The organism is Streptomyces sp. CB01201, assembly GCF_002803085.1.
GTDB classification, from domain to species: Bacteria; Actinomycetota; Actinomycetes; order Streptomycetales; family Streptomycetaceae; genus Streptomyces; species Streptomyces hundungensis.
In genome coordinates this window covers 261,437-286,161 of record NZ_NNBJ01000005.1, presented here as the reverse complement: position 1 = coordinate 286,161, position 24,725 = coordinate 261,437, and the positions used below count along the sequence as shown (strand labels likewise).

General features: G+C 70.7%; 15 protein-coding genes and 1 pseudogene. 11 read left to right on the top strand and 5 right to left on the bottom strand.

Going from position 1 to position 24,725, the window contains the following annotated elements:
- Both CG740_RS13415 and metG read left to right on the top strand, forming a co-directional pair.
- Positions 1-927, top strand: coding sequence for an NAD(P)-dependent oxidoreductase (locus CG740_RS13415; RefSeq protein ID WP_267895402.1), 927 nt, complete (start codon positions 1-3; stop codon positions 925-927).
- 183 nt (positions 928-1,110) lie between these two features.
- The gene (gene metG, locus CG740_RS13410; RefSeq protein ID WP_100575308.1) at positions 1,111-2,835 is read left to right on the top strand and encodes a methionine--tRNA ligase; all 1,725 of its coding nucleotides are present in this window, start codon (positions 1,111-1,113) and stop codon (positions 2,833-2,835) included.
- A gap of 106 nt (positions 2,836-2,941) precedes the next feature.
- Here the strand turns inward: metG and CG740_RS13405 are convergent, their stop codons facing one another.
- Together CG740_RS13405 and CG740_RS13400 are read right to left on the bottom strand one after the other, a co-directional pair.
- Positions 2,942-5,005, bottom strand: coding sequence for a phosphocholine-specific phospholipase C (locus CG740_RS13405; RefSeq protein WP_100575307.1), 2,064 nt, complete (start codon positions 5,003-5,005; stop codon positions 2,942-2,944).
- Positions 5,006-5,244: 239 nt separating this feature from the next.
- Entirely contained in the window at positions 5,245-5,916 is a 672-nt protein-coding gene (locus tag CG740_RS13400) for a DUF6445 family protein (RefSeq protein ID WP_100575306.1), read from the bottom strand.
- 496 nt (positions 5,917-6,412) lie between these two features.
- On the opposite strand from CG740_RS13400, the gene CG740_RS13395 reads away from it, so the two are divergent.
- Positions 6,413-7,657: an ROK family protein gene (locus CG740_RS13395; RefSeq protein WP_100575305.1), complete on the top strand. Its 1,245-nt coding sequence runs from the start codon at positions 6,413-6,415 to the stop codon at positions 7,655-7,657.
- A gap of 106 nt (positions 7,658-7,763) precedes the next feature.
- On the opposite strand, the gene qcrB is transcribed toward CG740_RS13395, so the two are convergent.
- Positions 7,764-9,407, bottom strand: coding sequence for a cytochrome bc1 complex cytochrome b subunit (gene qcrB, locus CG740_RS13390; RefSeq protein ID WP_100575304.1), 1,644 nt, complete (start codon positions 9,405-9,407; stop codon positions 7,764-7,766).
- A 401-nt stretch (positions 9,408-9,808) separates the two neighbouring features.
- Between qcrB and CG740_RS13385 the strand changes: the two genes are divergently transcribed.
- The 5 genes and pseudogenes from CG740_RS13385 (at position 9,809) to CG740_RS13365 (ending at position 17,524) form a co-directional block, all read left to right on the top strand.
- Positions 9,809-11,149 carry a sugar phosphate nucleotidyltransferase gene (locus tag CG740_RS13385; RefSeq protein WP_100575303.1) on the top strand — a complete coding sequence of 447 codons (1,341 nt, stop codon included), beginning with the start codon at positions 9,809-9,811 and terminating at the stop codon, positions 11,147-11,149.
- 78 nt (positions 11,150-11,227) lie between these two features.
- A complete protein-coding gene (locus CG740_RS13380; RefSeq protein ID WP_100575302.1) occupies positions 11,228-11,962 on the top strand; it encodes an NAD(P)H-binding protein in 735 nt (244 codons plus the stop codon).
- 41 nt (positions 11,963-12,003) lie between these two features.
- Complete coding sequence (gene glgX / locus CG740_RS13375) at positions 12,004-14,109, top strand: glycogen debranching protein GlgX (RefSeq protein WP_100575301.1); 2,106 nt, start codon at positions 12,004-12,006, stop codon at positions 14,107-14,109.
- A pseudogene (locus CG740_RS13370) lies at positions 14,106-16,265 on the top strand (AGE family epimerase/isomerase). Before glgX ends, CG740_RS13370 begins: the two are co-directional and overlap by 4 nt.
- A gap of 59 nt (positions 16,266-16,324) precedes the next feature.
- Positions 16,325-17,524 carry an IS701 family transposase gene (locus CG740_RS13365; protein ID WP_234376233.1) on the top strand — a complete coding sequence of 400 codons (1,200 nt, stop codon included), beginning with the start codon at positions 16,325-16,327 and terminating at the stop codon, positions 17,522-17,524.
- Positions 17,525-17,590: 66 nt separating this feature from the next.
- Here the strand turns inward: CG740_RS13365 and CG740_RS13360 are convergent, their stop codons facing one another.
- On the bottom strand, positions 17,591-19,285 hold the full coding sequence (locus CG740_RS13360; RefSeq protein ID WP_234376232.1) for an ABC transporter family substrate-binding protein: 1,695 nt from the start codon (positions 19,283-19,285) through the stop codon (positions 17,591-17,593).
- A 126-nt stretch (positions 19,286-19,411) separates the two neighbouring features.
- Here CG740_RS13360 and CG740_RS13355 point away from each other — a divergent pair, with 126 nt between their 5' ends.
- Genes CG740_RS13355 through CG740_RS13345 form a run of 3 tightly spaced genes read left to right on the top strand, consistent with a single transcriptional unit; the run spans position 19,412 to position 23,369 of the window.
- Complete coding sequence (locus tag CG740_RS13355; RefSeq protein ID WP_100575298.1) at positions 19,412-20,395, top strand: ABC transporter permease; 984 nt, start codon at positions 19,412-19,414, stop codon at positions 20,393-20,395.
- Positions 20,392-21,273 (top strand): ABC transporter permease, encoded by an 882-nt coding sequence (locus tag CG740_RS13350; RefSeq protein WP_376208519.1) that lies wholly within the window; start codon positions 20,392-20,394, stop codon positions 21,271-21,273. The genes CG740_RS13355 and CG740_RS13350 overlap by 4 nt, the downstream gene beginning before the upstream one ends.
- Positions 21,270-23,369 carry a dipeptide ABC transporter ATP-binding protein gene (locus CG740_RS13345; RefSeq protein ID WP_100575297.1) on the top strand — a complete coding sequence of 700 codons (2,100 nt, stop codon included), beginning with the start codon at positions 21,270-21,272 and terminating at the stop codon, positions 23,367-23,369. The genes CG740_RS13350 and CG740_RS13345 overlap by 4 nt, the downstream gene beginning before the upstream one ends.
- 4 nt (positions 23,370-23,373) lie before the next feature.
- On the opposite strand, the gene glgA is transcribed toward CG740_RS13345, so the two are convergent.
- Positions 23,374-24,570 (bottom strand): glycogen synthase, encoded by a 1,197-nt coding sequence (glgA, locus tag CG740_RS13340; RefSeq protein ID WP_100575296.1) that lies wholly within the window; start codon positions 24,568-24,570, stop codon positions 23,374-23,376.
- Positions 24,571-24,725 lie beyond the last annotated feature (155 nt).

Below are 24,725 nucleotides of genomic sequence, written 5' to 3'. Positions count from 1 at the left end.
GTGTCCTCAGCCTCCAGCACGTCGAGCACTTCCGGCCCGTCCAGCACATCCGGTGCGTCCAGCAAGCCCGCCGTCGCCGTACTCGGCACCGGGATCATGGGATCCGGGATGGCCCGCAGCCTGCTTCGGGCCGGGCTCGGTGTGCGGGTCTGGAACCGGACGGAGGCCAAGGCCCGGGCGCTGGCCGACGAAGGGGCCACGGCGTTCGCGGACGCCGCCGAGGCGGTGCGCGGCGCGGACGTCGTGCTGAGCGCGCTGAACGACGGCCCGTCCGTGTCCGCCGCCCTCGAAGCCGCCGCCGACGGCCTGCATCCCGGTCAGTTGTGGCTCCAGACCTCGACCGTCGGCCCGGAGGCCACGCTTCAACTCGCGCGCCGGTCGGGCGAGTTGGAGGTGGTGTACTACGACTCCCCCGTCCTCGGCACCAAGGCACCCGCCGAGCAGGGCAAGCTGACCGTCTTCGTCTCCGGGCCCCCCGAGGGCCGCGAGCGCCTCACGCCGGTGCTCGACGCGATCGGGCAGCGGACCGTCTGGGTCAGCCACGAGCCCGGCGGGGCCTCCCGGCTGAAGCTGGTCGCGAACACCTGGGTGATCAATCTGGTCGGCGCGGTCGCCGAGTGCCTGGGCCTCGCGGAGGCGCTCCAGGTGGACCCCCGGCTCTTCCTGGACGCCGTCGCGGGCGGCCCGCTGGACACCGGCTATCTGCATGCGAAGGCCGCCGCCCTCCTCACCGGCGACCTCAGCCCGAGTTTCGCCCTGTCCACCGCCCTCAAGGACACCCGGCTGATCCTGGAAGCGGCCGAACAGGCGGGCGTACGGCTGGATCTGACCGAGGCTTCGGCCGAGCGGTTCGCGCGGGCCGAGGCGCGCGGGCACGGCGCGGAGGACATGATCGCCACGTACTACGCGGGCCGCGCCGAGGGCTGAGCGACCGCGCCGGGCGGCGGGGGCCCCAAACTCCGGCGAGAAGGGCGCGGACGGTTCGATAGCATGGCCCTGCCCATCGGGCGGGGGCGTCACCTGGTGTGACCCCGCGGGTGGGCCTCCCTACCTGGGTTCGCCGCGGCCGCGCCGCGGTGCCGCACGTACGAACATAAGGAGCATCCGAGGATGTCTCGACACCTGATCACCAGCGCGCTGCCGTACATCAACGGGATCAAGCACCTGGGCAACATGGTCGGGTCGATGCTTCCCGCGGACGTGTACTCGCGCTATCTGCGCCAGCGCGGCCACGACGTCCTGTACATCTGCGCCACCGACGAGCACGGCACCCCCGCCGAGCTGGCCGCGAAGGAGGCGGGTCTCTCCGTCGCGGAGTTCTGCGCGCAGGCGCACGACACCCAGAAGGCGATCTACGACGGCTTCCAGCTGGCCTTCGACTACTTCGGCCGCAGCTCCTCGCAGCAGAACGTGGAGATCACGCAGCACTTCGCGCGGAAGCTGAAGGAGAACGGGTTCATCGAGGAGCGGGCGATCCGCCAGGTCTTCTCGGTCGCCGACGACCGGTTCCTGCCGGACCGCTACATCGTGGGCACCTGTCCGCACTGCGGCTACGACAAGGCGCGCGGCGACCAGTGCGAGAACTGCACCCGCGTCCTGGACCCGACGGACCTGCTGGAAGCGCGTTCGGCGATCAGCGGCAGCAGCGAGCTGGAGGTCCGCGAGACCCGGCACCTGTTCCTGCTCCAGTCCAAGCTCCAGGGCGAGGTCGAGAAGTGGATCGACCGGGTCGGGGACGAGTGGCCGCAGCTCGCCTCGTCGATCGCCCGCAAGTGGCTGACCGAGGGGCTGCACGACCGCGCGATCACCCGTGACCTGGAGTGGGGCGTGCCCGTCCCGGCCGACACCTGGCCGGAGCTGGCCGCCGAGGGCAAGGTGTTCTACGTCTGGTTCGACGCCCCGATCGAGTACATCGGCGCGACGAAGGAGTGGTCCGACCTCGACCCGGCGAACCGCGACTGGAAGTCGTGGTGGTACGAGCCCGAGGGCGCGGCCGACGTCCGGTACACCGAGTTCATGGGCAAGGACAACGTCCCGTTCCACACGGTGATGTTCCCGGCGACGGAGCTGGGCGTGCGCGAGCCGTGGAAGAAGGTCGACTACGTCAAGGCCTTCAACTGGCTGAACTACTACGGCGGCAAGTTCTCCACCTCGCAGCGGCGCGGTGTCTTCACGCACGACGCCCTGGAGATCCTGCCCGCCGACTACTGGCGCTACTTCATGATGGCGAACGCCCCGGAGTCCGACGACACGTCGTTCACCTGGGAACACTTCACGGCGACCGTCAACAAGGACCTCGCGGACACGCTGGGCAACTTCGTGAACCGCGTCCTGTCGTTCTCGCGCAAGCGCTTCGGCGACGACGTCCCGGCGGGCGCCGCGGCCGGGCCCGCCGAGGCGAAGCTGGGCGAGGAGATCGCGGCGCTGCTCGCCGAGTACGAGGGCCACATGGAAGCGCTCTCGTTCCGCAAGGCGGCCGCCTCGCTGCGGGCCCTGTGGTCGGCCGGCAACTCCTACCTGGAGGAGAAGGCGCCCTGGCTGGAGATCAAGACCGACCCTGAGGCCGCCGCGCTCACGCTGCGTACCGCGATGAACCTGATCCACCTGTACTCGGTGGTCTCCGAGCCGTTCATCCCGTCCTCGGCGACGGCGATGCGCTCGGCGTTCGCGCTCGGCGACGACACGGCGACCTGGGTCACCCCGGAGCAGGCCAGGGCCCTGGACACGGTTCCGGCCGGGACGGCCTTCACGGTGCCGCCCGTCCTCTTCGCGAAGATCACGGACGAGGACCTGGAAGCCTACCGAGAGCGCTTCGGCGGCGCCGACGAGGCGTGACGCATGACCGAGGGCCCCGTCCGGCACGGACGGGGCCCTCGGTCGTGTGCCGGTACACCGGGTCACACGGCGTCTGCCAGAGGTACGGCCACGGAACCGGTACGGGTCAGACGGTGATCAGCGCCGGGTCGCTGACACCGGACGCGCCGGTCTCGACGTGTCCGGCGAAGCGGCGCAGGAAGGTGGTGTCGGCGTCGGAGGTCACCGACACGTCGTACCAGCTCTTGCCCGCCCGCAGGTCGACGGTGTACTTGACGGTGGCGCCGGCGGCCACCGTGAAGGTCTGGGTCGCTCCCCCGTAGGCCGCCGCACTCGCGACCTTCAGGTGGACGGTGGCCTTGCCGGCGTTCGTCATGGTGAGGTCGAGGTTGCCGGTGCCCGCGTTGTGCCGGGCGGTGACCTCGGGGCCCGCCGTCTTGCCGGGCCCCTGGAAGGTGCGCAGGAAGCCGTTGGGCCCGAAGACGCTCAGGTTGGTGGCCCCGCTCGAATAGGCCGTGTTCCAGGAGTCGGCGATCGTCTTGCCCGCCTCGGTGGTGTACGTCCACGGGCCGTCCGTGCGGTTGGCCGAGGTGACGAGGAACTGGGCCCCGGCCGAGGCTCCGCCGCCGAAGGTGAGCGTGTACTTGCCGGTGCTCACGTTCGCCGAGCCGTCGACGAACGGCGCGTAGCGCAGCGGCCGGGTCGGCCGGGTGCCGCGTTCCTGCTTGGGCAGGGTGCCGGTCGCGGGCGGCACCGGCACGAAGTCGGGGTGCCGGTTGTGGTCCGGCGGGATGTACGCGGTCGTCGAAGGCAGGCCCGGCGCCGCGGAGTTGGTGCGGCTGAAGTCGAACGCCGAGGTCAGGTCGCCGCAGATGGCGCGCCGCCAGGGCGAGATGTTGGGCTCCTGCACGCCGAAGCGGCGCTCCATGAACCGGATGATCGAGGTGTGGTCGAAGGTCTCGGAGCAGGTGTACCCGCCGGTGCTCCACGGCGAGACGACGAGCATGGGTACGCGCTGGCCCAGCCCGTAGGGTCCGGCCGCATAACTCGCGTTGCCCGGGAAGTAGTCCGGCCCGGTCGCCACCGTCGAGAGGCCCTGGTTGGCGTCGGCGGGCACATAGGGCGGGACCACATGGTCGAAGAAGCCGTCGTTCTCGTCGTACGTGATGAACAGCGCCGTCTTGGCCCACACCGCCGGGTTGGAGGTCAGCGCGTCCAGGACCTGGGAGATGTACCAGGCGCCGTAGTTCGCCGGCCAGTTGGGGTGCTCGGTGAAGGCCTCGGGGGCGGCGATCCAGGAGACCTTGGGCAGGGTGCCGGCCTTGACGTCGGCCTTGAGGATGTCGAAGAAGCCGTCGCCGTTCTTGGCACTGGTGCCGGTGCGCGCCTTGTCGTACAGCGGGTCGCCCGCCTTGGCGTTGCGGTAACTGTTGAAGTAGAGCAGCGAGTTGTCGCCGTAGTTGCCCCGGTAGGCGTCGTTGATCCAGCCCCAGCCGCCGGCCGCGTCCAGGCCGTCGCCGGTGTCCTGGTAGATCTTCCAGGAGACGCCCGCCTTCTCCAGGCGCTCGGGGTATGTGGTCCAGCCATACCCCTTCTCGTCGTTGCCCAGGACCGGGCCGCCACCGGTGTTGTCGTTGCCCGTGTAGCCGGTCCACATGTAGTAGCGGTTCGGGTCGGTGGAGCCGATGAACGAGCAGTGGTAGGCGTCGCAGATGGTGAAGGAGTCGGCGAGCGCGTAGTGGAAGGGGATGTCCTCGCGCGTGAGGTACGCCATCGTGGTGGACGTCTTCGCGGGGATCCACTGGTCGTACTTGCCGTTGTTGAACGCCTTGTGGCTACCGGTCCAGTCGTGGTTCAGGTCCTGGATGAACTGGAGGCCGAGCTTGTCCGCCGCGGGCCGGAAGGGCAGCACTTCCTTGCCGGCGCCGACCTGGTGGAAGACCGACTTGCCACTGGGCAGCGTGACGGGCCGCGGGTCACCGTAGCCGCGAACGCCCTTGAGGGAACCGAAATAGTGGTCGAACGAACGGTTCTCCTGCATCAGGACGACGATGTGCTCGACGTCCTGGATGGTGCCGGTACTGCCCGCGGCGGGGATGGCGGCGGCCCGCGCGATGCTCTGCGAGAGCGCGGCGAAAGCGGCGGTGCCGCCCGCGAGCTGCATGAACCGGCGCCGGTTGAGTTCAGCCATGAGTGGGGGCCTCTGCAAGCGTGAGGGAACAAGGGGGCGAGAGGGGTGTATCAAGAACACCCTGGGCCGCGAAAGACCCCATGTCGTCACTGTGACGTTCGGCGGTACGTCGAACGAACAGGAAACCCGGCAGATACCCCGCCGGTCGCCCCGGCAGGGACCCCGACCCGGTGCGTCCAGCCTGCGCCGGTGACGTATCCGCGCTTTTCGTTCATGCCATCCACTTCATGGCATCCGGTTCATGCCATCCAGAAGAAGACCGCGGTCATGCGTTTGTCGTCGATGGTGCTGCCGCAGTATCCGGTGGCGCTGTGCATGGTGTTGGCGGTGTAGAGGAGAAGCCGGTTGTAGCGGTGGGCGACGCGCACGTCCTCGGTGAAGGAGTCCGGGGGAACGAAGCGCGTACCGAGCGCCTCGACCAGGTTGTTGTGCGGCGCCGTGACCATATTGCCGCCCAGTACGCCGCCGGGCAGGCTCTGCCGGTAGAAGCTGGTGCCGCAGTCCTTGGGCGCTTTCGGGCTGAGGTAGAGGACCGCCGCGAATCGGCACAGCGCCCGGGAGTCGGTGTGCGGACGCGGCTCGCTCTCACCGGCGCCGACGACCTGAATGCAGTTGTGGTTGAGGGTGGCGCCGCCGGGGGCGGTGGCCTGCCAGAGTTCCTTGGCGCCGGTGTGCTGCTTGACCAGGCGCTCCACCCGGGCGAGCTCGGCCGGCGCGAGGCCGGGCATGGTGCGAAGGCCGGGCCAGGATTCGGGCTTGTACGGATATCCCTCGACCCAGTCGTCCTTGGCGACACAACGCGCGCGCACCTCGTCGATGTTGGGCAGCACATCGTCCAACACCCAGTAATCCCGGCCGAGTTTGGGCTTGCGATAGGGAAGGACCGGGAGCGCCGGACGATTGGGGGGCATACGGCCGACCCTACTGACCGGCCACTTGCCGCTCTCCACCGAAGAGGTCAACCTTTCGCCAATACAAGGGAATTGAAGGCGGAGGGATATCGGGCACGGGCTCGCAAATGTCCGGAGCATGATCGCGCGGAATGAAAAGGGAGGGAAAGAACGGTCCATGGGCTGGTAAGGGGTAGCTCCGCATTTCGCCAGGTGGTGGATACGTGCGCCCTCGGGACGCCCCGAGGCGCCCCGGGACCGGCGCCGGCCACCCGAGAGCGCTCCCGGAAACCCGCGCAAGGCCGCCCGCGGCCGCCCCCGGAAACCCGCGCAAGGCCGCCCGAGAGCGCTCCCGGCTCGCAAAGATCCGGAGAGCGGCTTGTTGCGACGCGCGGCCCGTCATCCCGTACGCCGCCCGTACGCCGACCCCGCCACGGCCGGTAAGCGCCCCCGCGCTCGCGCCCGGGACACTTCGGCCTCCGGTGGGCCGCGGGCTGGGATTAGGCTCCTGGGTGATATGGACGATCAATCGACTTCGCGCGGCCGCCCCGCCCCGCTCGCACCCAAGGCCGACAAGGACACCGTGCGTCGGCACAACCTCAGCCTGGTGCTGCGGGCCGTACACGACGAGAGCGCTCTCAGTCGGGCCGGCGCCGCCGCCCGTACCGGCCTGACCAGGGCCGCGGTGTCCTCGCTCGCCGATCAGCTGATCCGGGGCGGGTTCCTCACCGAGTCCGGCAAGTCGTTCAGCGGGCAGGCCGGGCGGCCGGGCACCATGCTGACCCCGGCCCGCACCGGGCCCGCCGGCGCGGGGGTCGAGGTCAATGTCGACTACGTCTCGGTCTGCGTGGTGGACCTCGCGGGTACCGACCGGGTGCGCCTGACCGAGCACTTGGACAACCGGCGCGAACCACCGGCCGACGTGCTGGAACGGGCGGCCCGGATCGCGGCCCGCGCCCTGGAGTCCGCCGCCGAGCAGGAGCTGCACCCGGTCGGTACGGACCTCGCACTGCCGGGCCTCGTCTCGCAGGGGTCCGTGCGCCAGGCCCCCAACCTGGGGTGGAACCAGGTCGAGGCCGAGGCGCTGTTCAGCCGGGCGCTCGGCCGGTTCCGGCCCGACTCCGCGCCCCTGCCGGTCAGTTCGGACAACGAGGCCAATGTGGCGGCCCTCGCCGAGCTGTGGTTCGGCGCTCCGGAGGAGCGGGTGGAGCACTTCCTGTATCTGACCGGCGAGATCGGTGTGGGCGGGGCGCTGGTCGTCGGCGGTGAACTGCTGCGCGGTGCCCACGGCTTCGCCGGGGAGATCGGGCACACGGTGGTCGACCCGCGGGGCCCCGCGTGCCGCTGCGGCTCCCAGGGGTGTCTGGAGCAGTACGCGGGCCAGCTGGCGCTGCTGCGGGCCGCCGGTCTGGACGAGAACGCCGGAGTCCCGGGCGTCGCCGAGCTCGAACGCCGGGCCCGGGCGGGCGATGAAAGCGCTCTCGGCGCGCTGGCCGAGGCCGGCCGGACCCTGGGAGTCGTCCTGTCCGGCGCCGTCAACCTCTTCGACCCGGAGGCGGTGGTGCTCGGCGGCATCTACCGCGTCCTGATGCCCTGGCTCGCGCCCGCCGCCGACCGCGAGCTGACCCGCCGGACGGTGTCCGGCCTCTGGCCTCCCGGCAGCGGCCGGCTGCGCGCCTCCTCGCTCGCCGGGGACGCGGCCCGGGGCGCGGCGGCCCGCGTGGTGCGCAGGGTCCTCGCCGACCCGCTGGCGTACGGGTAGCCACGCCGTCGGCCGTGGTGCCGGCCACCGGGCGGCCGGGCGTGGCAGTGCCGGCCGGGGCGGGTCCCCGTAGCGGCCGGGGGGTCAGGGCGGCGGCCGGGGCGGGTCAGTGGTGGCCGTCGCCCCGGTCGAGTTCCAGGTACTCCTCGGCCGTCGGCTTGGGGATCTGGCTGCCGGGGCCGTACATGGCCTGCGCCAGGCGCGCCCGCAGCCGGTCGGAGGGGCGCGGTCTGCGCGTCACGCCGTTGGCGTCGACGGTGGGCCCCAGTGCGTAGGGCCGGGGCTGCTCGTAGGCGGTGAGCGTGTACAACTCGGCCGGTGTGAGCGGGTCGTGGACCTCCACGTACTCGCCGTGGGGCAGGCGCTTGACGATTCCGGACTCCCGCCCGTGCAGGGCCTTGTCGCGGTCGCGCCGCTGGAGCCCCAGACAGAAGCGTTTGGTGACCACGAAGGCCAGGACGGGCACCACGAAGAACCCGATCCGCACGAACCAGGTGATGGCGTTGATCGACACCTGGAAGTGGGTGGCCCACAGGTCGTTGCCGCCGCCGACGAGCAGCACCGCGTACAGCGCCAGCCAGGCGACCCCGAGGGCCGTGCGGACGGGAGCGTTCCGGGGCCGGTCCGCGATGTGGTGTTCGCGTCTGTCGCCGGTGACCCATGCCTCGATGAAGGGGTAGACCGCGATCGCCAGCATGATCAGCGGGAAGAGCGCGAACGGGATGAACACGCCGAGTTGGAGGGTGTGCCCCCACGCGTTGATCTCCCAGCCGGGCATCACCCGGATCAGTCCCTCGGAGAAGCCGAGGTAGAAGTCCGGCTGTGCTCCCGTCGACACCAGGTCGGGCCGGTAGGGGCCGATCGCCCACAGCGGGTTGATGGTGGCGACCGCGCCCATCACCGCCAGCACCCCGAACACGAGGAAGAAGAAGCCGCCCGCCTTGGCCATGTAGACGGGCAGGAACGGCGCTCCCACCACGTTCTTCTCGGTCCTTCCCGGTCCGGCGAACTGGGTGTGCTTGTGGTGGAAGACCAGGATCAGATGGGCGACGACCAGGCCGAGCATGATGCCGGGAAGCAGCAAGACGTGCACCGGGTAGAGCCGCGAGATGATGTCGTGCCCCGGGAACTCGCCGCCGAACAGGAAGAACGACAGATACGTGCCGATCACCGGGATGGACAGGATCGCGCCCTGCGCGAAGCGGATGCCGGTGCCGGAGAGCATGTCGTCGGGGAGCGAGTAGCCGGTGAGCCCGGTGATCAGGGCCAGCATCAGGATCGTCCAGCCGAACAGCCAGTTGACCTCGCGGGGCTTGCGGAAGGCGCCGGTGAAGAACACCCGCATCATGTGCGCGAGCAGCCCGGCGACGAAGACGATCGCCGCCCAGTGGTGGATCTGCCGGATGAGCAGCCCGCCGCGTACGTCCAGGCTGATGTTCACGGCGGACTCGTAGGCCCGGGTCATCCGTACGCCGTTCAGCGGCACGTACGAGCCGTGGTAGACGACCTCGACGCCGCTCGGCTCGAAGAACAGGGTCAGATAGACGCCGGTCAGGATGAGGATGAGGAAGCTGTAGAGGCAGATCTCGCCGAACATGAACGACCAGTGGTCCGGAAAGATCTTGCGCATGTTGGCCTTCGCGAGGGCGTGGATGCCCAGGCGGCCGTCGGCCCAGTCGGCGAGCCGCTCGCCCTTGCCCGTCTCGGGCGGCCGCCCACTGGATCGGGTGCGCTCGATACGTCCGCTCATGCGTCTCCCCCCTCAGGCGTATTCCAGGGTAGGCACATGCATCGGCATGACCAACTGCCCTGCTGGTAAAGGAACATGATCTGTCGTCAGATATGACCCCGGCTGCGGCCGAATCCCGGCCGGGAGCGAAGGCAGGTGCGCCGGAAGGCGCCGGTAGGAACCGGTGGCAACCCACGGAACCGAGCGGAACCGGTGGGGGTGAGCCATCGGGGCCGAATTCGATCGAGGCCTCCGACCATCCGTCACATCCCCCACTCACGCCCCAGCGGTACCACCCGCCGGGTCCGGCCCGGCCTCGCCATACCGTCCCCAACCAGCCAGGTTTACTTGTTACTTGACTCAAGATGACTGCCACTGTTGAATTTGTGGAGTCGCAAAGTGAGCCGAGGAGGCAGGACACGATGGGGGACGACAGCACCGCCGGAATCATCCTGGCGGGCGGCCGGGGGGAACGGGCGAAGCCCATAACCCTGCAGTCCGCCGACTACATCCGCAGCAAGGCGCTCATCCCGTTCGCCGGCAAGCCGCTCATCGAGTGGATCGTCGAGGCCTGCCGCGAACAGGGCATCCGCCGCTTCTACGTGGTGGCCCAGGGCATGGAGAACCGGAGCCAGATCAAACTCGTACTCGGGCACGGCGAGCGGTACGGGGTCGAGATCAACTACTCGCGGTCCCGCTTCGACCAGTACAACGTCGGTTCGGGCGCCGCCACTTTGCACAACCTGGAGCAGTGGGACCTCACCGGGCCCGCGCTCGTCATGCCGGTCGACTCGCTGTTCGACTTCTCGCTCGACCGGCTGCTCGCCACCCACACCGCGACCGACGCCCTGGTCACCGTCGCGGCCGTCACCCGCACCCCGCTGGAGACCGCGGGCAAGTACGGCGTCATGCGCACCACCGACCAGGGGCTGATCTCCGGCTTCGTCGAGAAGCCGCGGCTCCAGCTCATCGAGCACCTCTTCCCCGAGGCACTCGCCACGCCCGAGGCGCGCACCATCGCCACCAGCGCCGGCATGTACCTCATCGACTGCGGCAGGCTCCGACTGGCGGCCCGCAACCCGGAGTTGATCCGGCTGGCCCAGCAACGCCTGGACTGGGGAGCCGACTTGCTGCCGTGGCTGGTCGGCCACGACCTGCCGGTGGCCGTCGGACGGATCGGGCGGCTCGGCGACCTCGGCAGCATCGGGGACTACCTCACCACCCTCGGCGAGGTGCTCACCGGCGAGTACCCGCAGATGAACCGGGCGATGGAGAGCCCGCTCAGCGTGGAGCCCCGGTACTGGATCCACGAGTCCAGCCTGCGCACCAAGGACAACGTCACCGGCACCACGCTCGCCCAGAAGATCGCCGACGGCAGCGTCGTCATCGGCCCCGGGGTGCGCATCGGCCGCCATGCCGAGATCGGCGCCGGCGTCCACCTCCAGTACACCGACATCGGGGACGGCGTCGATGTGCACGAGGGCGTCCACCTGCACCGCTCGGCGCTCGGCGATGCCGCGGTGGTCGGGGCGTACGCGCAGATCAGCGACTCCTACGTCGGGCCGATGGCCCATGTGCACTCCGAGCAGCGCAGCCCGGTCCGGCTCGACGACCACTCGGCCGTCGGCGACGGCGCCCATCTGTGGCCGGGCACCCGCCTGTCCGGGGTGAGCGTCTATCCGAGGCTGCGCGTGCCGGCCGTTACGGGGCTGCCCGCCGGGACGCAGCTCACCAGCTCCGACGACATCCTCCAGTGGGTCTGAGCAGAGGCCCACTCCCCCAACTCCCTGCCCCAACTCCCTGACCGATCGACCGATCTGATGCTCTTTCAGGAGACTTCCGTGAACAGTCCGATCGCAGTGATAGGCGGTACCGGCCGGGTCGGCCGGCTCATAACACGACGGCTCATCGACCGCGGCGAGGCGGTGCGCGTCGTCGGCCGCAGCATCGAGCGCGGCCGGGACGTGCCGGAGCCGGCCCAGTTCTTCCTCGGGGACGTCCGCGAACCGGAGACGCTGCGCATTCCGCTGCGCGGCTGCTCAGCGATCGTCTACACCGTGGAGCCGGGCACCGATCCGGCCGGCCCCGACAGCCCCGAGTCCACCCTGCACACCGGGGTCCGCAACGCGCTCGCGGCGGCCTTCGGCGGAGCCGCCCTGCCGCAGTTCGTCCTGGTGAGCCAGCGCTATGTGACCCGCAGGGACCACCCGATGAACGCCTACGGCCGGATGCTGGACTGGCGTCTGGCCGGCGAGGACGCGGTACGCCTGTCGGGCCTGCCCTACACGGTGGTGCGGCCGAGCTGGCTGACCGACCTGGAGGGGGACGCGCGCATCACCCTCGAACAGGGCGACCGCAGGGACGGCTACGTCTCGCGCCAGGACGTCGCCGAGGCCTGTGTGCAGGCGCTGTACTGCCCGTCCGCGCGCGGGGTCACCTTCGAGATGCGCAGCGAGCCCGGCAGTGGCCCCGCCGACTGGGAGCCGCTCTTCGCCCGGCTCCGCTCCGACGAGCCGGCCCGCGAGTCCGGCACCCGCCGGTTACTGGATCCGGTCCCCGACCGGGCCATTGCTTGACCATCCGCTTGACGTCCAGTCATCAGACCAGGGAGGCACCCGTGACCGAGGCTCCGCAGATCACCGCAGGACGGCCGCAGCCACTGGGGACCACGGTCGACGCCGACGGGGTCAACTTCTCCGTCTTCTCCGAGCACGCCACCCGCGTGGACCTGCTCCTGTTCGACAAGTGCGACGACCCCGAGCCCTCCCGGACCATCCAGCTGCACCCCGACCGCCACCGCAGCTTCCACTTCTGGCACTGTCACGTCCGCGGGCTCGGCGCCGGGCAGGTGTACGCGTACCGGATGGACGGGCCGCACGACACCAGCCGGTCGGGTGCCCGCTTCGACCACCGCAAGGTACTGCTCGACCCCTATGCCCGCGCCAACATCAACAGCCGCTGGCAGCGCACCCAGGCCATCGGTCTGGACGACAACGTCGCGCACTCCATGCGCAGCCTGGTCGTCGACCTCGACGACTACGACTGGGAGGGCGACCAGCCGCTGCGCACCCCGATGTCCGAGACGGTCATCTACGAGCTCCATGTGCGCGGCGCGACCGCCTCACCGACCGCGCGCGCCGAGAACCCCGGCACTTTCTCCGCCCTCACGGAGAAGATTCCGCACCTCCAGCGGCTCGGGATCACGGCGGTGGAGCTGCTGCCCGTGTTCGACTTCGACGAGACCCAGGTGCTGCGTACCGGCCCGGACGGCAGCGAGCTGCACAACTACTGGGGCTACGACCCGTACGGGTTCTTCGCCCCCCACACCGGCTACTGCTCCGAGCCCCATCTCGCCGGACACATCGCGGAGTTCCGCGACATGGTCAAGGCGTTCCACAAGGCGGGCATCGAGGTCATCCTCGACGTCGTCTTCAACCACACCAGTGAGGGCAACGAGTACGGGCCCACCATCAGCTTCCGCGGCCAGGCCAACGAGGCGTACTACCACCTGTGGCCGCAGGACCGCAGCCACTACATGGACTTCACGGGCTGCGGGAACGCGGTCAACGCCAACCACCCCATGGTCACCAAGTTCATCCTGGAGTCCTTGGAGTACTGGGTCACCGAGCACCATGTGGACGGGTTCCGCTTCGACCTCGCCTCCGAGCTGTCGCGTGGCGCGCTCGGGTACGAGATGGCGGTGCCGCCGGTCCTGTGGGCGATCGAGCTGTCCCAGGTGCTGGCCGAGACCAAGATCATCGCGGAGCCGTGGGACGGCGGCGGCCTGTATCAGGTCGGCCGGTTCCCGGGGAAGCGGTGGGCACAGTGGAACGGCCCCTTCCGGGACGACGTGCGGCGCTTCGTGCGCGGTGACGCCGGCCTGGTGGGGGACATAGCCGCCCGGATCGGCGGCTCCGAGGACCTGTTCGGACCCCAGCAGGAACTCCCCACCAACAGCATCAACTTCATCACCTGCCACGACGGCTTCACGCTCAACGACCTGGTCAGCTACGACGAGAAGCACAACCACGCCAACGGCGAGGCCGGGGCCGACGGGGCCGGCGAGAACTTCAGCTGGAACTGCGGCGTCGAGGGTCCCACCGACGATCCCGAGGTCGAGCGGCTGCGGGTGCGGCAGATGAAGAACCTGCTGGCCGTCCTGATGCTCAGCCGCGGCGTGCCGATGCTGCTGGCCGGTGACGAGTTCCGCAACAGCCAGGGAGGCAACAACAACGCCTACTGCCAGGACAACCCGACGTCATGGCTCGACTGGGACCAGGCCGAGAAGGAGCAGGAGACCTGGAACTTCACCCGACGACTGATCGAACTGCGCAGGCGCTACCGCACGTTCCGTGAACCGCGTTTCTACAACGGACACCTCAACTCCCGTCTGCTGCCCGATGTCACCTGGCACGGCACCAGGCTGGAGCAGCCCGGCTGGGAGGACACCCACGCCCGGGTCCTGGCCTGCACGCTCGGCGGCTTCAACCAGGACCCCGACCTGCATCTGATGCTGAACATGTACCACCTGGGCCTGGACTTCGAGCTGCCCCGGATCCGCGGCCGGCGCTGGCACCGCGTGCTCGACACCGCGCGCCCCGGCCCGTACGACATCCTCCCCGCCGGACAAGAGGAGCTGATCGACGACTACACCTTCCATGCCCACGGCCGCAGCGTCGTGCTGCTGGCGGCCTTGCCTGACGAGAAGGGCACCTCTCGATGAGTGGATCTGCCGAACGCCGCACGTTCTCCGACACCCTGGCGGGCTACGTCACGTACTACAGCCCCACCCAGCACCGTTTCGGTCTGCGCACCTCGGACGACCGGGAATTCACCGTCCACCTGCCCCGCAATGTCTCCTCGCGCATCGTGCGCAACCTCGGTGACGACTACCGCGACACCACCGCGAACACCCAGGACATGCTCGCCGAGGGCCGCTATCTGTTCGCCTACGGCATCACCTACCAGTGGGAGGGCGGAGAGCGCTTCGAGGCGAAGGAGATCACCTTCCCCGAGGAGAGCCGCGGATCCTACGTCTTCGAGCACCCGGCGTGGTGGGTCCAACAGGCCGCCGCCGTCGCCGACTTCTATCTGCGCGGGCACTTCCCCGACGGCAAGTACGACTGGCGCAACTTCCGCACCCATCTGACGCTGAGCGGCACCCATCTGCCCGACTTCGACGGCGCCGATGTGCGCCAGGAGACCGACACCATCTCGCGGCTCGTGTACGGCCTGTCGACCGCCTAACTGCTGACCGGCGAGGACCGCTTCCTGGAGGCCGCCGAGAGCGGTACCGAGTATCTGCGCGAGCACATGCGGGTCACCGACGCGCAGGACGGGATCATCTACTGGTACCACGGCATCGACGTGACCCGCAGCGGCCAGCGCAAGGTGTTCGCCTCCGAGTTCGGCGACGACTTCGACGCGATCCCGATGTACGAGCAGATCTACGCGCTCGCCGGGCCGACCCAGACCTACCGGATCACCGGCGACCCGCGGATCCTGAACGACATCGACGGCACGGTGGCCCTGTTCGAGCGCTACTTCCGCGACCGCGCCCTCGGCGGGTTCTTCTCGCACCTGGACCCGATCACGCTCGACCCGAACGCGGACTCGCTGGGCCGCAACCGGTCCCGCAAGAACTGGAACTCGGTGGGCGACCACGCCCCCGCGTACCTGATCAACGCCTATCTCGCCACCGGGCGCGAGGACTTCGCGGCGCTGCTCGAAGAGACCGCGGACACCATCGTGGAGCGCTTCCCGGACGAGGAGACCAGCCCGTTCGTGCAGGAGCGCTTCCACGCCGACTGGAGCCCGGACCGCACCTGGGGCTGGCAGCAGGACCGGGCCGTGGTCGGGCACAACCTGAAGATCGCCTGGAACCTGACCCGCATCAAGGCGCTGCACGACAAGACCGAGTACGGCGTCACCGCCGACCGGATCGGCGAGATCATGCCGGCCGTGGGCAGCGACCAGCTGCGCGGCGGCTGGTACGACGTGGTCGAGCGGCGCCCCGACCCGGACAGCGGCATCCACCGCATGGTGTGGCACGACCGCAAGGCGTGGTGGCAGCAGGAGCAGGCGATCCTCGCCTATCTGATCCTGGCCGGCACCTCGGGCGACCCCGAGCAGCTGCGCCTGGCCCGTGAGGCGGCGTCGTTCTACAACGCCTTCTTCCTCGACTACGAGGACGGCGGGGTCTACTTCAACGTCCTGGCCAACGGCATCCCGTATCTGCTCGGCACCGAGCGGCTCAAGGGCAGCCACGCCATGGCCGGCTACCACGCGCTCGAACTCTGCTATCTGTCGGCCGTCTACACGGGCCTGCTGATCAGCAACGACCCGCTGACCCTGCACTTCCGGCCGCGCCCGTGCGATCTGCCGGAGCGCGTGCTGCGGGTGGCGCCCGATCTGCTGCCGGCCGGTTCGGTGGAGCTGACCCGGGTGTGGGTGGACGGATTGCCGTACCACCGCTTCGACAACAAGGAACTCACCGTCCAGCTGCCCGAGGGGGACATGCCGGTGCGGGTGCGAGTCGAGCTGGAGCCGGCGCAGATGCGGCTGCGGATGCGCACCGAGTTCGACGGCGACACCGCGCACATCCGCTGCGACGGCGTCATCGACGCCGCCGAGCTGGAGAAGTTCCGCCGCATCCTGGGCGAGGTCATGGCCGCGCAGCCGCAGCGGGTGGAGTTCCACCTGTGCCAGGTCACCGAGATGTGCCGGCCGGCCATCAACGAACTGCTCTTCCAGCGCACGAAGGCGGGGCTCGACGCCGACTTCGTCATCGTGGGCTGCACCCTGCCGGACGTCGCCGACGCCCTGCTCGCCACCGATGCCTTCCTGCTCGAAGGCGGCGACGAGTGCGCCCATGAATGACCTCATCCGTCCGCTGGCTTCCAGCGTCACCGATCGATTCGGACACATCCGGGGGCACCGTGTCTTCCATCCTCCAACTCTCCGAGGCCCGCAGGGCTCCTGCGACGGCGGACTTCGCCGCCTACTGCCAGGATCTGTTCGTCGCGCTGACGCGCTCGGACCAAAGACGCTGGGGCGAGGTGTATCTGCGCGGTCTGCTCGACGTACCGGGCCGCAAGACACCCACCCGGATCTCCGAGCACGTCCTGGGGCACCGGGCCGTGCAGCAGCTGCAGCAGTTCGTGCACCAGAGCCCGTGGGACTCGGGGCCGGTCCGCCGCAGGATCGCCGAGCGGACGGGCGCGGTGTTCCGCACCGAGGCGTGGGCCGTCGACGAGGTGGTGTTCGCCAAGAACGGTGACCGCTCGGTGGGGGTGGCCCGCCAGTACGCGCCGTCCCAGGAGCGCACCGTCAACTGCCAGCTGGCGTACGCCACTTCGCTGGTGGGGACCGGTGGCGGACTGCCGGTGAACTGGCGGCTGCTGCTCCCCCAGCGCTGGGACCGGGACGAGCGGCTGCGCGGTCAGGCCCATCTGCCGCAGGAGGAGCACTGCCGGCCGCGCTGGAGCTATGTCCTGGAGGCGCTCGACGAGATGACCGAGGAGTGGCTCCTGGAGCCGCAGCCGGTGCTCGCCGACTGGCGCTGCGAGAGCGATGTGGAGCCGCTGCTGCGGGGGCTGGAGGCGCGCGGTCACGGCTACTTGATCGAGGTGTCCCCGAGCACCGGGGTCACCCTGCCGCGCCCGCACGCCGCCTCCCCCGCCACCAGGGGGACGGTGACCGAGCTGGCCGAGCACGTGGCGCGCCGCGACGAGCGCACGCCGATCGCCTGGCACGACCGGACGACGGAGCGGATGCGGCGCTCGCAGTTCCTGTCCGCTCCGGCGCTGCTCTGCTCGGAGGGGGCGCAGCACTCGGCGCACCGACAGCGGCCCCGGCACCTGGTCACGGACTGGCCGTACGGCCGGCCCGCGCCGCGTGCCTACTGGCTGACCAATCTGCCGGCCCGCCGCCTCGCCGAGGCGATCCCGCTGGCGCAGTTGCGCAGTCTGTCCGCGGACGGGCTGCGCAGGCTCCAGGAGGACTTCGGGCTCGGTGACTTCGAGGGCCGCTCGTTCCGCGGCTGGCACCACCACGTCACCCTCGCCTCGGCGGCGCTCGCCTTCGACGCGCTGAGCCGGCACAGCGAGGAGGAGTGGCTGAGCGGTCAGGGCGCCTGACGCCCCAAGGATCGTTCCGACCGGCCGTCCGCCGGGCCCAGTTGGGGGTCCGGCGGACGGCCGGGGCTACTTGGTCCAGCCGATGGCGGCGAAGTCGACGTCGCCGAGGCCGGCCACCCCGAAGTTGGCGAGGCCCTTGCGGACCGCCGTCATCTGGGGGCGCTGGTAGAGCTCGATGTCGTGTCCCAGCCGCCAGATCTCCGCGTCCGCCTGGTTGTAGAGGCGGGCCGCGGCGGCGCGGTCGAGGGTGCCGGACGCCTCCTTGAGGAGGCCGTCGAGGGCGGGGTCCGAGATCCGGCCGTAGTTCTGGAAGCTCTGGGCGCCGCGCGGCAGCCGGTAGATCGCCTGGGCCTGGCTCGGGTAGGTGAGGTCGGTGAAGCGGAAGATCGCCAGGTCGAAGTTGCCGAGGTCGAGGTACTTGGGACCGTAGTCGTCGGCCGGCACCTTCTGGATCTCCACCGCGATGCCCACCTGTCCGAGCATCTGCTGGAGGAGTTGGGCGAGGTCCAGGCCGAGCCGGTTGGTGGACTCCGCGATCACGAACCGCAGCTTGAGGCTCTGGCCGCCCTTGACCCGCGTCCGGCCCGCGCCGGGCGATGTCCAGCCCGCCTTGTCCAGGAGCTGTTCGGCCGCCTTGGGGTCGAATCGGCCCCACTGGCCGGAGTTGTCGGCGTATCCGGGCTGGTTGGTCATGAAGATGTGATTGCCGAGCAGCGGCACCCCGACGGGCAGCCCCTCGGCCGCGACATCCGCCAACGCCTTTCTGTCGACCGCCTGTTGGACGGCGTGCCGTACGTCGATGTCCTGGAGCGGACCGCCCGCCCCGTTGAGGCTGACGTGCACCTCGTCCCAGGCCGAGCCGATCCGCACGGTGCTGTTCGGGGCCGATTTGAGCTGCTGGTACGCCTCGGCGGTGGCCGCGTTCACGGCGTCGATCTCGCCGTTGAGGTACGCCTGGAGGGCGGCGGCGGGCAGCAGGGCACGGAAGACCACCTTGTCGAGCCGGGGCCTGGTGCCCCACCAGGCGGGGTCGGGCACGGCCGTGACGGACTCGGTCGTCCGGTCCATCGAGGCGATCTTGAACGGGCCGGCGGTGACCGGGATCCGGGCCCGCCAGCCGTCGTTGAACTGCTCGGGCGTGCTGGTGGCGGACGCCGGGAAGAGCGGGTCGAACAGACGCTGCCAGTCGGCGTACGGGGAGCGGAAGACGACCCGCACCTCGCTCGGGTCGGCGCCCTGGCGCACCTCGGATATCTGGTCGTAGCCGGAGGGGTCGGCCACCAGATAGCGGTCGTCGCCGCGGCCGAGGGCCTTCCACTGGGCCTCGAAGTCGGCGACGCCCAGCGGCTTTCCGTCGGACCAGCGGGCGTGCGGGTTGAGCCGGTAGGTGACCGTCTGCGGCGACGAGCCGGTGACGGAGGCGGAGAGCAGATAGTCCGGGTCGGCGTGCGGGACGCCCTTGGCGTCGCGGCGGAACAGCTGGGGCTCGACCAGGCTGTCGATCTCCAGGGCCTCGCCGATCGTTCCGGCGGCCTGGTTCACGTTGTACTGCGTGATCCACTGGGAGGTGGCGAGGGTCAGGGTGCCGCCCTGGCGGAGGTTCTGCGGGGGCTCGCGGCCCATGTCCTCGGTTCCGGAGGCCGGAACGCTCATCGCCCGCGGAGCCTGCGTCCGATGGGGCGCGGCCGTGCACCCGGCCAGCGTCAGCGCCGTTGCCGCGATCAGCGCCGCCCACATCCGCACCCGACGTAACCGAGACACTGCAGCCTCCGTTCTGACATAGCGTCAATTAGCCGAACTGATCTGCGATTTATGGCACGGACCTTAACATTGCAGCCTGTCAGGCCGGTGAACTGTCCACGCCCGCGCCCCGCTTGAGGAGAAACCTTGGTCGGCCGCTTGTCCAAGCGCCTCGCCCACACCGTGCTGTTGCTGCTCTGCGCGGTCTTCCTCTCGTACGTCATCGCCTCCGCGGCCCTCAGCCCGCGCGCCTATTTCGAGGACCGCCAGCCGCGCCCCTCGGCCGCGACGGTGAACCACGAACTGGCCCTGCTCGGCGCCGACGACCGGACGCCGGTCCTGGAGCGCTTCGGACACTGGTCGTGGCGGGCGGTCCACGGCGACCTCGGGCGCACCGTCGACGGGGACTCGGTGAACGACGAGTTCGGCCGCCGGATCGGGGTGTCCACCCGGCTGCTCCTCGTCGGCACCCTGGTGGGCACCGGGCTCGGCGTGCTCGCCGGCCTGTGGGCCGCGGTGCGCCGCCACCGGCTGCCCGACCGGGCGCTGACCGTGTTCTCCTTCCTCGTCCTCTCGGTGCCCACGTTCGTGCTCGCGCTGCTGTTCAAGGAGGGCGCCCTCTGGTTCAACCAGAGCGCCGGCCACACCGTCATCCGCTACACCGGAGAGCGCACCCCGGGCCTGACCGGCTCGCTCGCCACCCACCTCAAGGACCGGGCGGTGCACCTCGCCCTCCCGGCGGCCACGGTCGCCCTCTGCGCGATCGCCTCCTACAGCCGCTACCAGCGGGCCGCCACGCTCGACGTACTCGGCTCCGACCATCTGCGCACCGCGCAGGCCAAGGGGCTCACGCCGGGCCGGGCCCTGCTGCGGCACGGGTTGCGCACCTCGCTGATCCCGCTGACCACCTTCTTCTCGTTCGGTTTCCTGACCCTGTTCACGGGGGCCGTCTTCACCGAGCAGATCTTCGGCTGGCCCGGCATGGGCAGCTGGTTCATGGACTCGGCGCAGAAGGGCGACATCAACGCGGTGGTCGCGGTCAACCTGTTCGCGGCGGTGACCGTGCTGCTCGCCGGCTTCGTCGCGGACGTCCTGCACGCGGTGCTCGACCCGAGGGTGCGGGGCCGGTGAGCGCCGGGGCCACCGTGCTGCGCGGCCGGGGTGCGACCGTCGGCCGGTCACTGCTGCGCTCCCCACGGGCCCTGACGGGCCTCGCGCTGATCGCGGGCCTGTTCCTGCTGGCGTACGCGGGACCGCGGCTGACCGGCTGGAGCTACACCGACATCGACTACACGGCACTGCGCGCCGCTCCGAGCGCCGACCACTGGATGGGCACCAGCCGGATCGGGCAGGACGTGTTCGCCCAGACCGTGCGCGGGCTGCAGAAGTCGCTGCTCATCGGCGCCCTGGTGGCCCTGGTCAGTACGGCGCTCGGGGCGGCGTTCGGCGCCTGCGCGGGGTACTTCGGCGGCTGGGTCGACCGGGTGCTGATGTTCGTGGTGGACCTGATGCTGGTGATTCCCGGCTTTCTGCTCCTGGTGCTGCTCGCGCCCCGGCTGCGCGGCCTCGGCTGGCCCGCGTTCGCGGGACTGCTCGCCGCGCTCGGCTGGATGATCACGGCCCGGGCGGTGCGGATCATGACGCTGTCCCTGCGGGAGCGGCCCTTCGTCGCCGCGGCGCGGCACATGGGCGTGAGCCCGTTCCGGATCATCGTCCGGCACGTCCTGCCGCACCTCGCCTCGTTCCTGATCACGGACGCGACCGTCGCCGTGGCCGCCGCCGTGATCGGCGAGACGGGCCTGTCCTACTTCGGGTTCGGCGTGCAGCCGCCGGACGTGTCGCTCGGCACGCTCATCGCCTCGGGCACCGATGTGGCCCTGACCTGCCCCTGGATGTTCTTCTTCCCGGCCGGCCTGCTGCTGCTCTTCGTCCTCGCGGTGCACCTGGTGGGCGACGCCCTGCGGGACATCCTCGATCTGGGTTCCGACCGGGCGGAGGCTCTGCGATGACGGCCCCCACGGTGCTCGACGTCCGTGATCTGCACGTGTCGTACGCGGACGCGTCCGGCGCGGCGCTCCCCGTCGTGCGCGGGGTGGGCTTCTCGCTGCGGCGCGGCGAAGTCCTCGGCCTGGTCGGCGAGTCCGGGGCGGGCAAGACCGCGACCGCGCTGGCGCTGCTCGGGCTGCTGCCGCCGGGCGCCCGGACCAGCGGCTCGGCACGGCTGCTCGGCACCGAGCTGATCGGACTGCCGGTGCGTGAACTCGCCGGGCTGCGCGGCCGCCGCATCGCGATGGTGTTCCAGGATCCGCTCGCCGCGTTCAACCCGGCCCAGCGCGTCGGCGACCAGATCGGCGAGGCCCTGCGCATCCACCAACGGCCGCGCCCCCGACGGGAGTCGGTGCGCCGCCGCGTCCTGGAACTCCTGGAGGGCGTACGGGTCCCGGACCCGGTCCGCAGCGCGCGTTCGTATCCGCACGAACTGTCCGGGGGCCTGCGCCAGCGCGCCATGATCGCCATGGCGATCGCCAACGACCCCGATGTGATCGTGGCCGACGAACCGACCAGTGCCCTCGACGCCACGGTGCAGGCGCAGGTCCTGGACGCCCTGGACAGCGCCCGCCGGGCCACCGGCGCCGCCCTGCTGCTGGTCAGCCACGACCTCGGGGTGATCGCGGGCGCGGCCGACCGGGTGGCCGTCATGTATGCGGGACGCATCGTCGAAACCGCTCCGGTGGACGCCCTGTTCGCCGCCCCGCGCATGCCCTACACCCTCGGTCTGCTCGGCTCGGTGCCCCGTCTGGACACGGCCGTGCCGCTCACTCCGGTACCCGGCGTCCCGCCCGCCCCGGGCCGGGCCGGCCCCGGCTGCGCGTTCGCTCCCCGCTGCCCGCTCGCCTCGGCCGCCTGCCTCGAAGTGGAGCCCGAACTCACGGGCGCCCAGGACCACTTGGCGGCCTGTGTCCGCCCCGGCGCCCTCGCGGGGCGGTCCGCCACCGACCTCTTCCCCGCCTCGGCCCCGGCGCGCCGCATCCCCCCGGGCGGCGCCCCGCTGCTTCGCGTCACGGGCCTCGCCAAGTCCTATCCGCTCCCCGGCCGGCCCGCCGCCCGGCTGCGAAGACGCCCGGAGGGGACCCGGCTCGCCGTGGAGCGGGTGGACCTGGAGGTGCGGCGGGGCGAGACGGTGGCCCTGGTGGGCGAGTCGGGGTCCGGCAAGACCAGCACGCTGATGGAGATCATCGCGCTCGGCCCGCCCGAGTCCGGGTCGATCGAGATCGCCGGGTACGACACGTCCGCGCTGAGCCGTTCCGATGTCCGCAGGCTGCGCGGCTCGGTGCAGATCCTGGTGCAGGACCCGATGGCCAGCCTCGATCCGCGCATGCGCGTCGCCGACCTCGTCGCGGAGCCGTTGCGCGCCCAGCGGTTCCCCCGGGACGCCATCGCCGCGCGGGTGCCCGAACTCCTGCGCCGGGTGGGCCTGGAGGCCGCCGACGCCGAACTGCGCCCGCACCGGTTCTCGGGTGGCCAGCGCCAGCGCATAGCACTCGCCCGCGCGCTGGCCGTCGGACCCGAACTGCTGCTCCTGGACGAGCCGGTGTCCGCGCTGGACGTGTCGGTGCAGGCCGGCATCCTCGATCTGCTGCGCCGTCTGCGCGAGGGGCACGGCCCGGCCTGTCTGTTCGTCACCCACGATCTCGCGGTGGTGCGCCAGATCGCCGACCGGGTGGTGGTGATGTACGGGGGCCGGACCGTGGAGAGCGGTTCGGTCGCCGATGTCTTCGACCGGCCGCGCCACCCCTACACCCGGGCCCTGCTCTCGGCGGTGCCGCTGCCCGATCCGCCGGCCGAGCGGGCCCGCGCGAGGATCGTGCTGCCGGGCGAGCCACCGGGCGCCGCCGAACGCTCGGCGGGCTGCCGCTTCCGCGGGCGCTGCCCGGTGTACGCGACGCTCGGCGCGGAGCGGACGCGGTGCGAGCGGGAGACGCCCGTGCCGGTCGGCGCGGACCCGCTCGCCGGGCACACCGCGGCCTGCCACTTCCCCCACGGCACCGAGGGAGCGTCCCTCCGGCTCGGCTCCGAGCCGGAGGAACACCCCCCGGTGCGCTGAGAGGTCACCCCTGATGGGCCCGGGCCGCTTCGCGGTAGACCTCCATGGTCCGCTCGGCCACCCTGTCCCAGGAGAAGTGTTCCACCGCCCGCGCGCGGCCCGCGGCGCCGAAGGCGGCGGCGCGGCCCCGGTCCTCGATCAGGTCGCCCATGGCGTCGGCGAGCCCGGCCGCGAACTTGTCGGGATCGACCGGCTCGCCCGTGGCGTCGGGGCGGGCCTCGAAGGCGACGAGCCGTCCGGTCACCCCGTCGTCGACCACCTCGGGGATCCCGCCGACCGCGGAGGCCACGACCGGAGTGCCGCAGGCCATCGCCTCCAGGTTCACGATGCCCATCGGCTCGTACACCGAGGGGCACACGAACACCGTTGCACGGGTGAGCAGTTGGCGCACCGAGTCCTGGTCCAGCATCCCGTCGATGCGGAAGACCCCGGTGCGTACGGCGCGCAGTTCCTCGACGAGGGCCGCGACCTCGGCGGCGATCTCGGGTGTGTCCGGCTGCCCGCAGCACAGCACCAGCTGGACGTCGGAGCGCAGACCGAACGCGGCCCGCAGCAGATGCGGCAGGCCCTTCTGCCGGGTGACGCGGCCGACGAACAGCACGATGGGCCGGTCCGGGTCGATGCCGTACCGCTCCACCGCGTCCGGGCGCGGGTCCGGCCGGTAGGCCTCGGGGTCGATGCCGTTGTGGATGACGTGCACTCGCTCGGGCTCGACCTCCGGGTAGACGCGCAGGATGTCCTCGCGCATCGCGGCGGACACCGCGACGAGGGCCGAGGCGGAGCGCACGGCGGTGCGCTCCATCCAGCACGACAGGGCGTAGCCCCCGCCGAGTTGTTCGGCCTTCCAGGGGCGCAGGGGCTCCAGGCTGTGCAGCGTCATGATGTGCGGGACGCCGTGCAGCAGGCTTGCGAGGTTCCCGGCCATGTTCGCGTACCAGGTGTGGCTGTGCACGACGTCCGCCCCGGCGCAGTCACCGGCCATCGCCGCGTCCGCCCCGAGAAATCCCAGCGCGGCGTCGGCGGCGGCGAGATGCGCCGCAGGCTCGTAAGCCGTGACCCCCGGTTCCGTTCTGGCCGTTCCCAGGCATCGCACCCGCACATCCGCGAGCCGGCGAAGACCTCGTGTCAGCTCCGCCGCGTGAACGCCGGCTCCGCCGTAGACCTCGGGCGGATATTCACGGGTGAGCAGATCGATTCGCACGTTCCCTCCTTCCCTTGTACGGCCCGGCACGGCCGATCAGCAGCAAGCCCCAGACGAGGCGGGCATCGCGATCTCGGCGCGGCGGACGGCAGGCGATTCGGAAGAGGGCCCCGACGTGAATATCAGGCACCCGCTGAGAATTACTCCAATGGAGA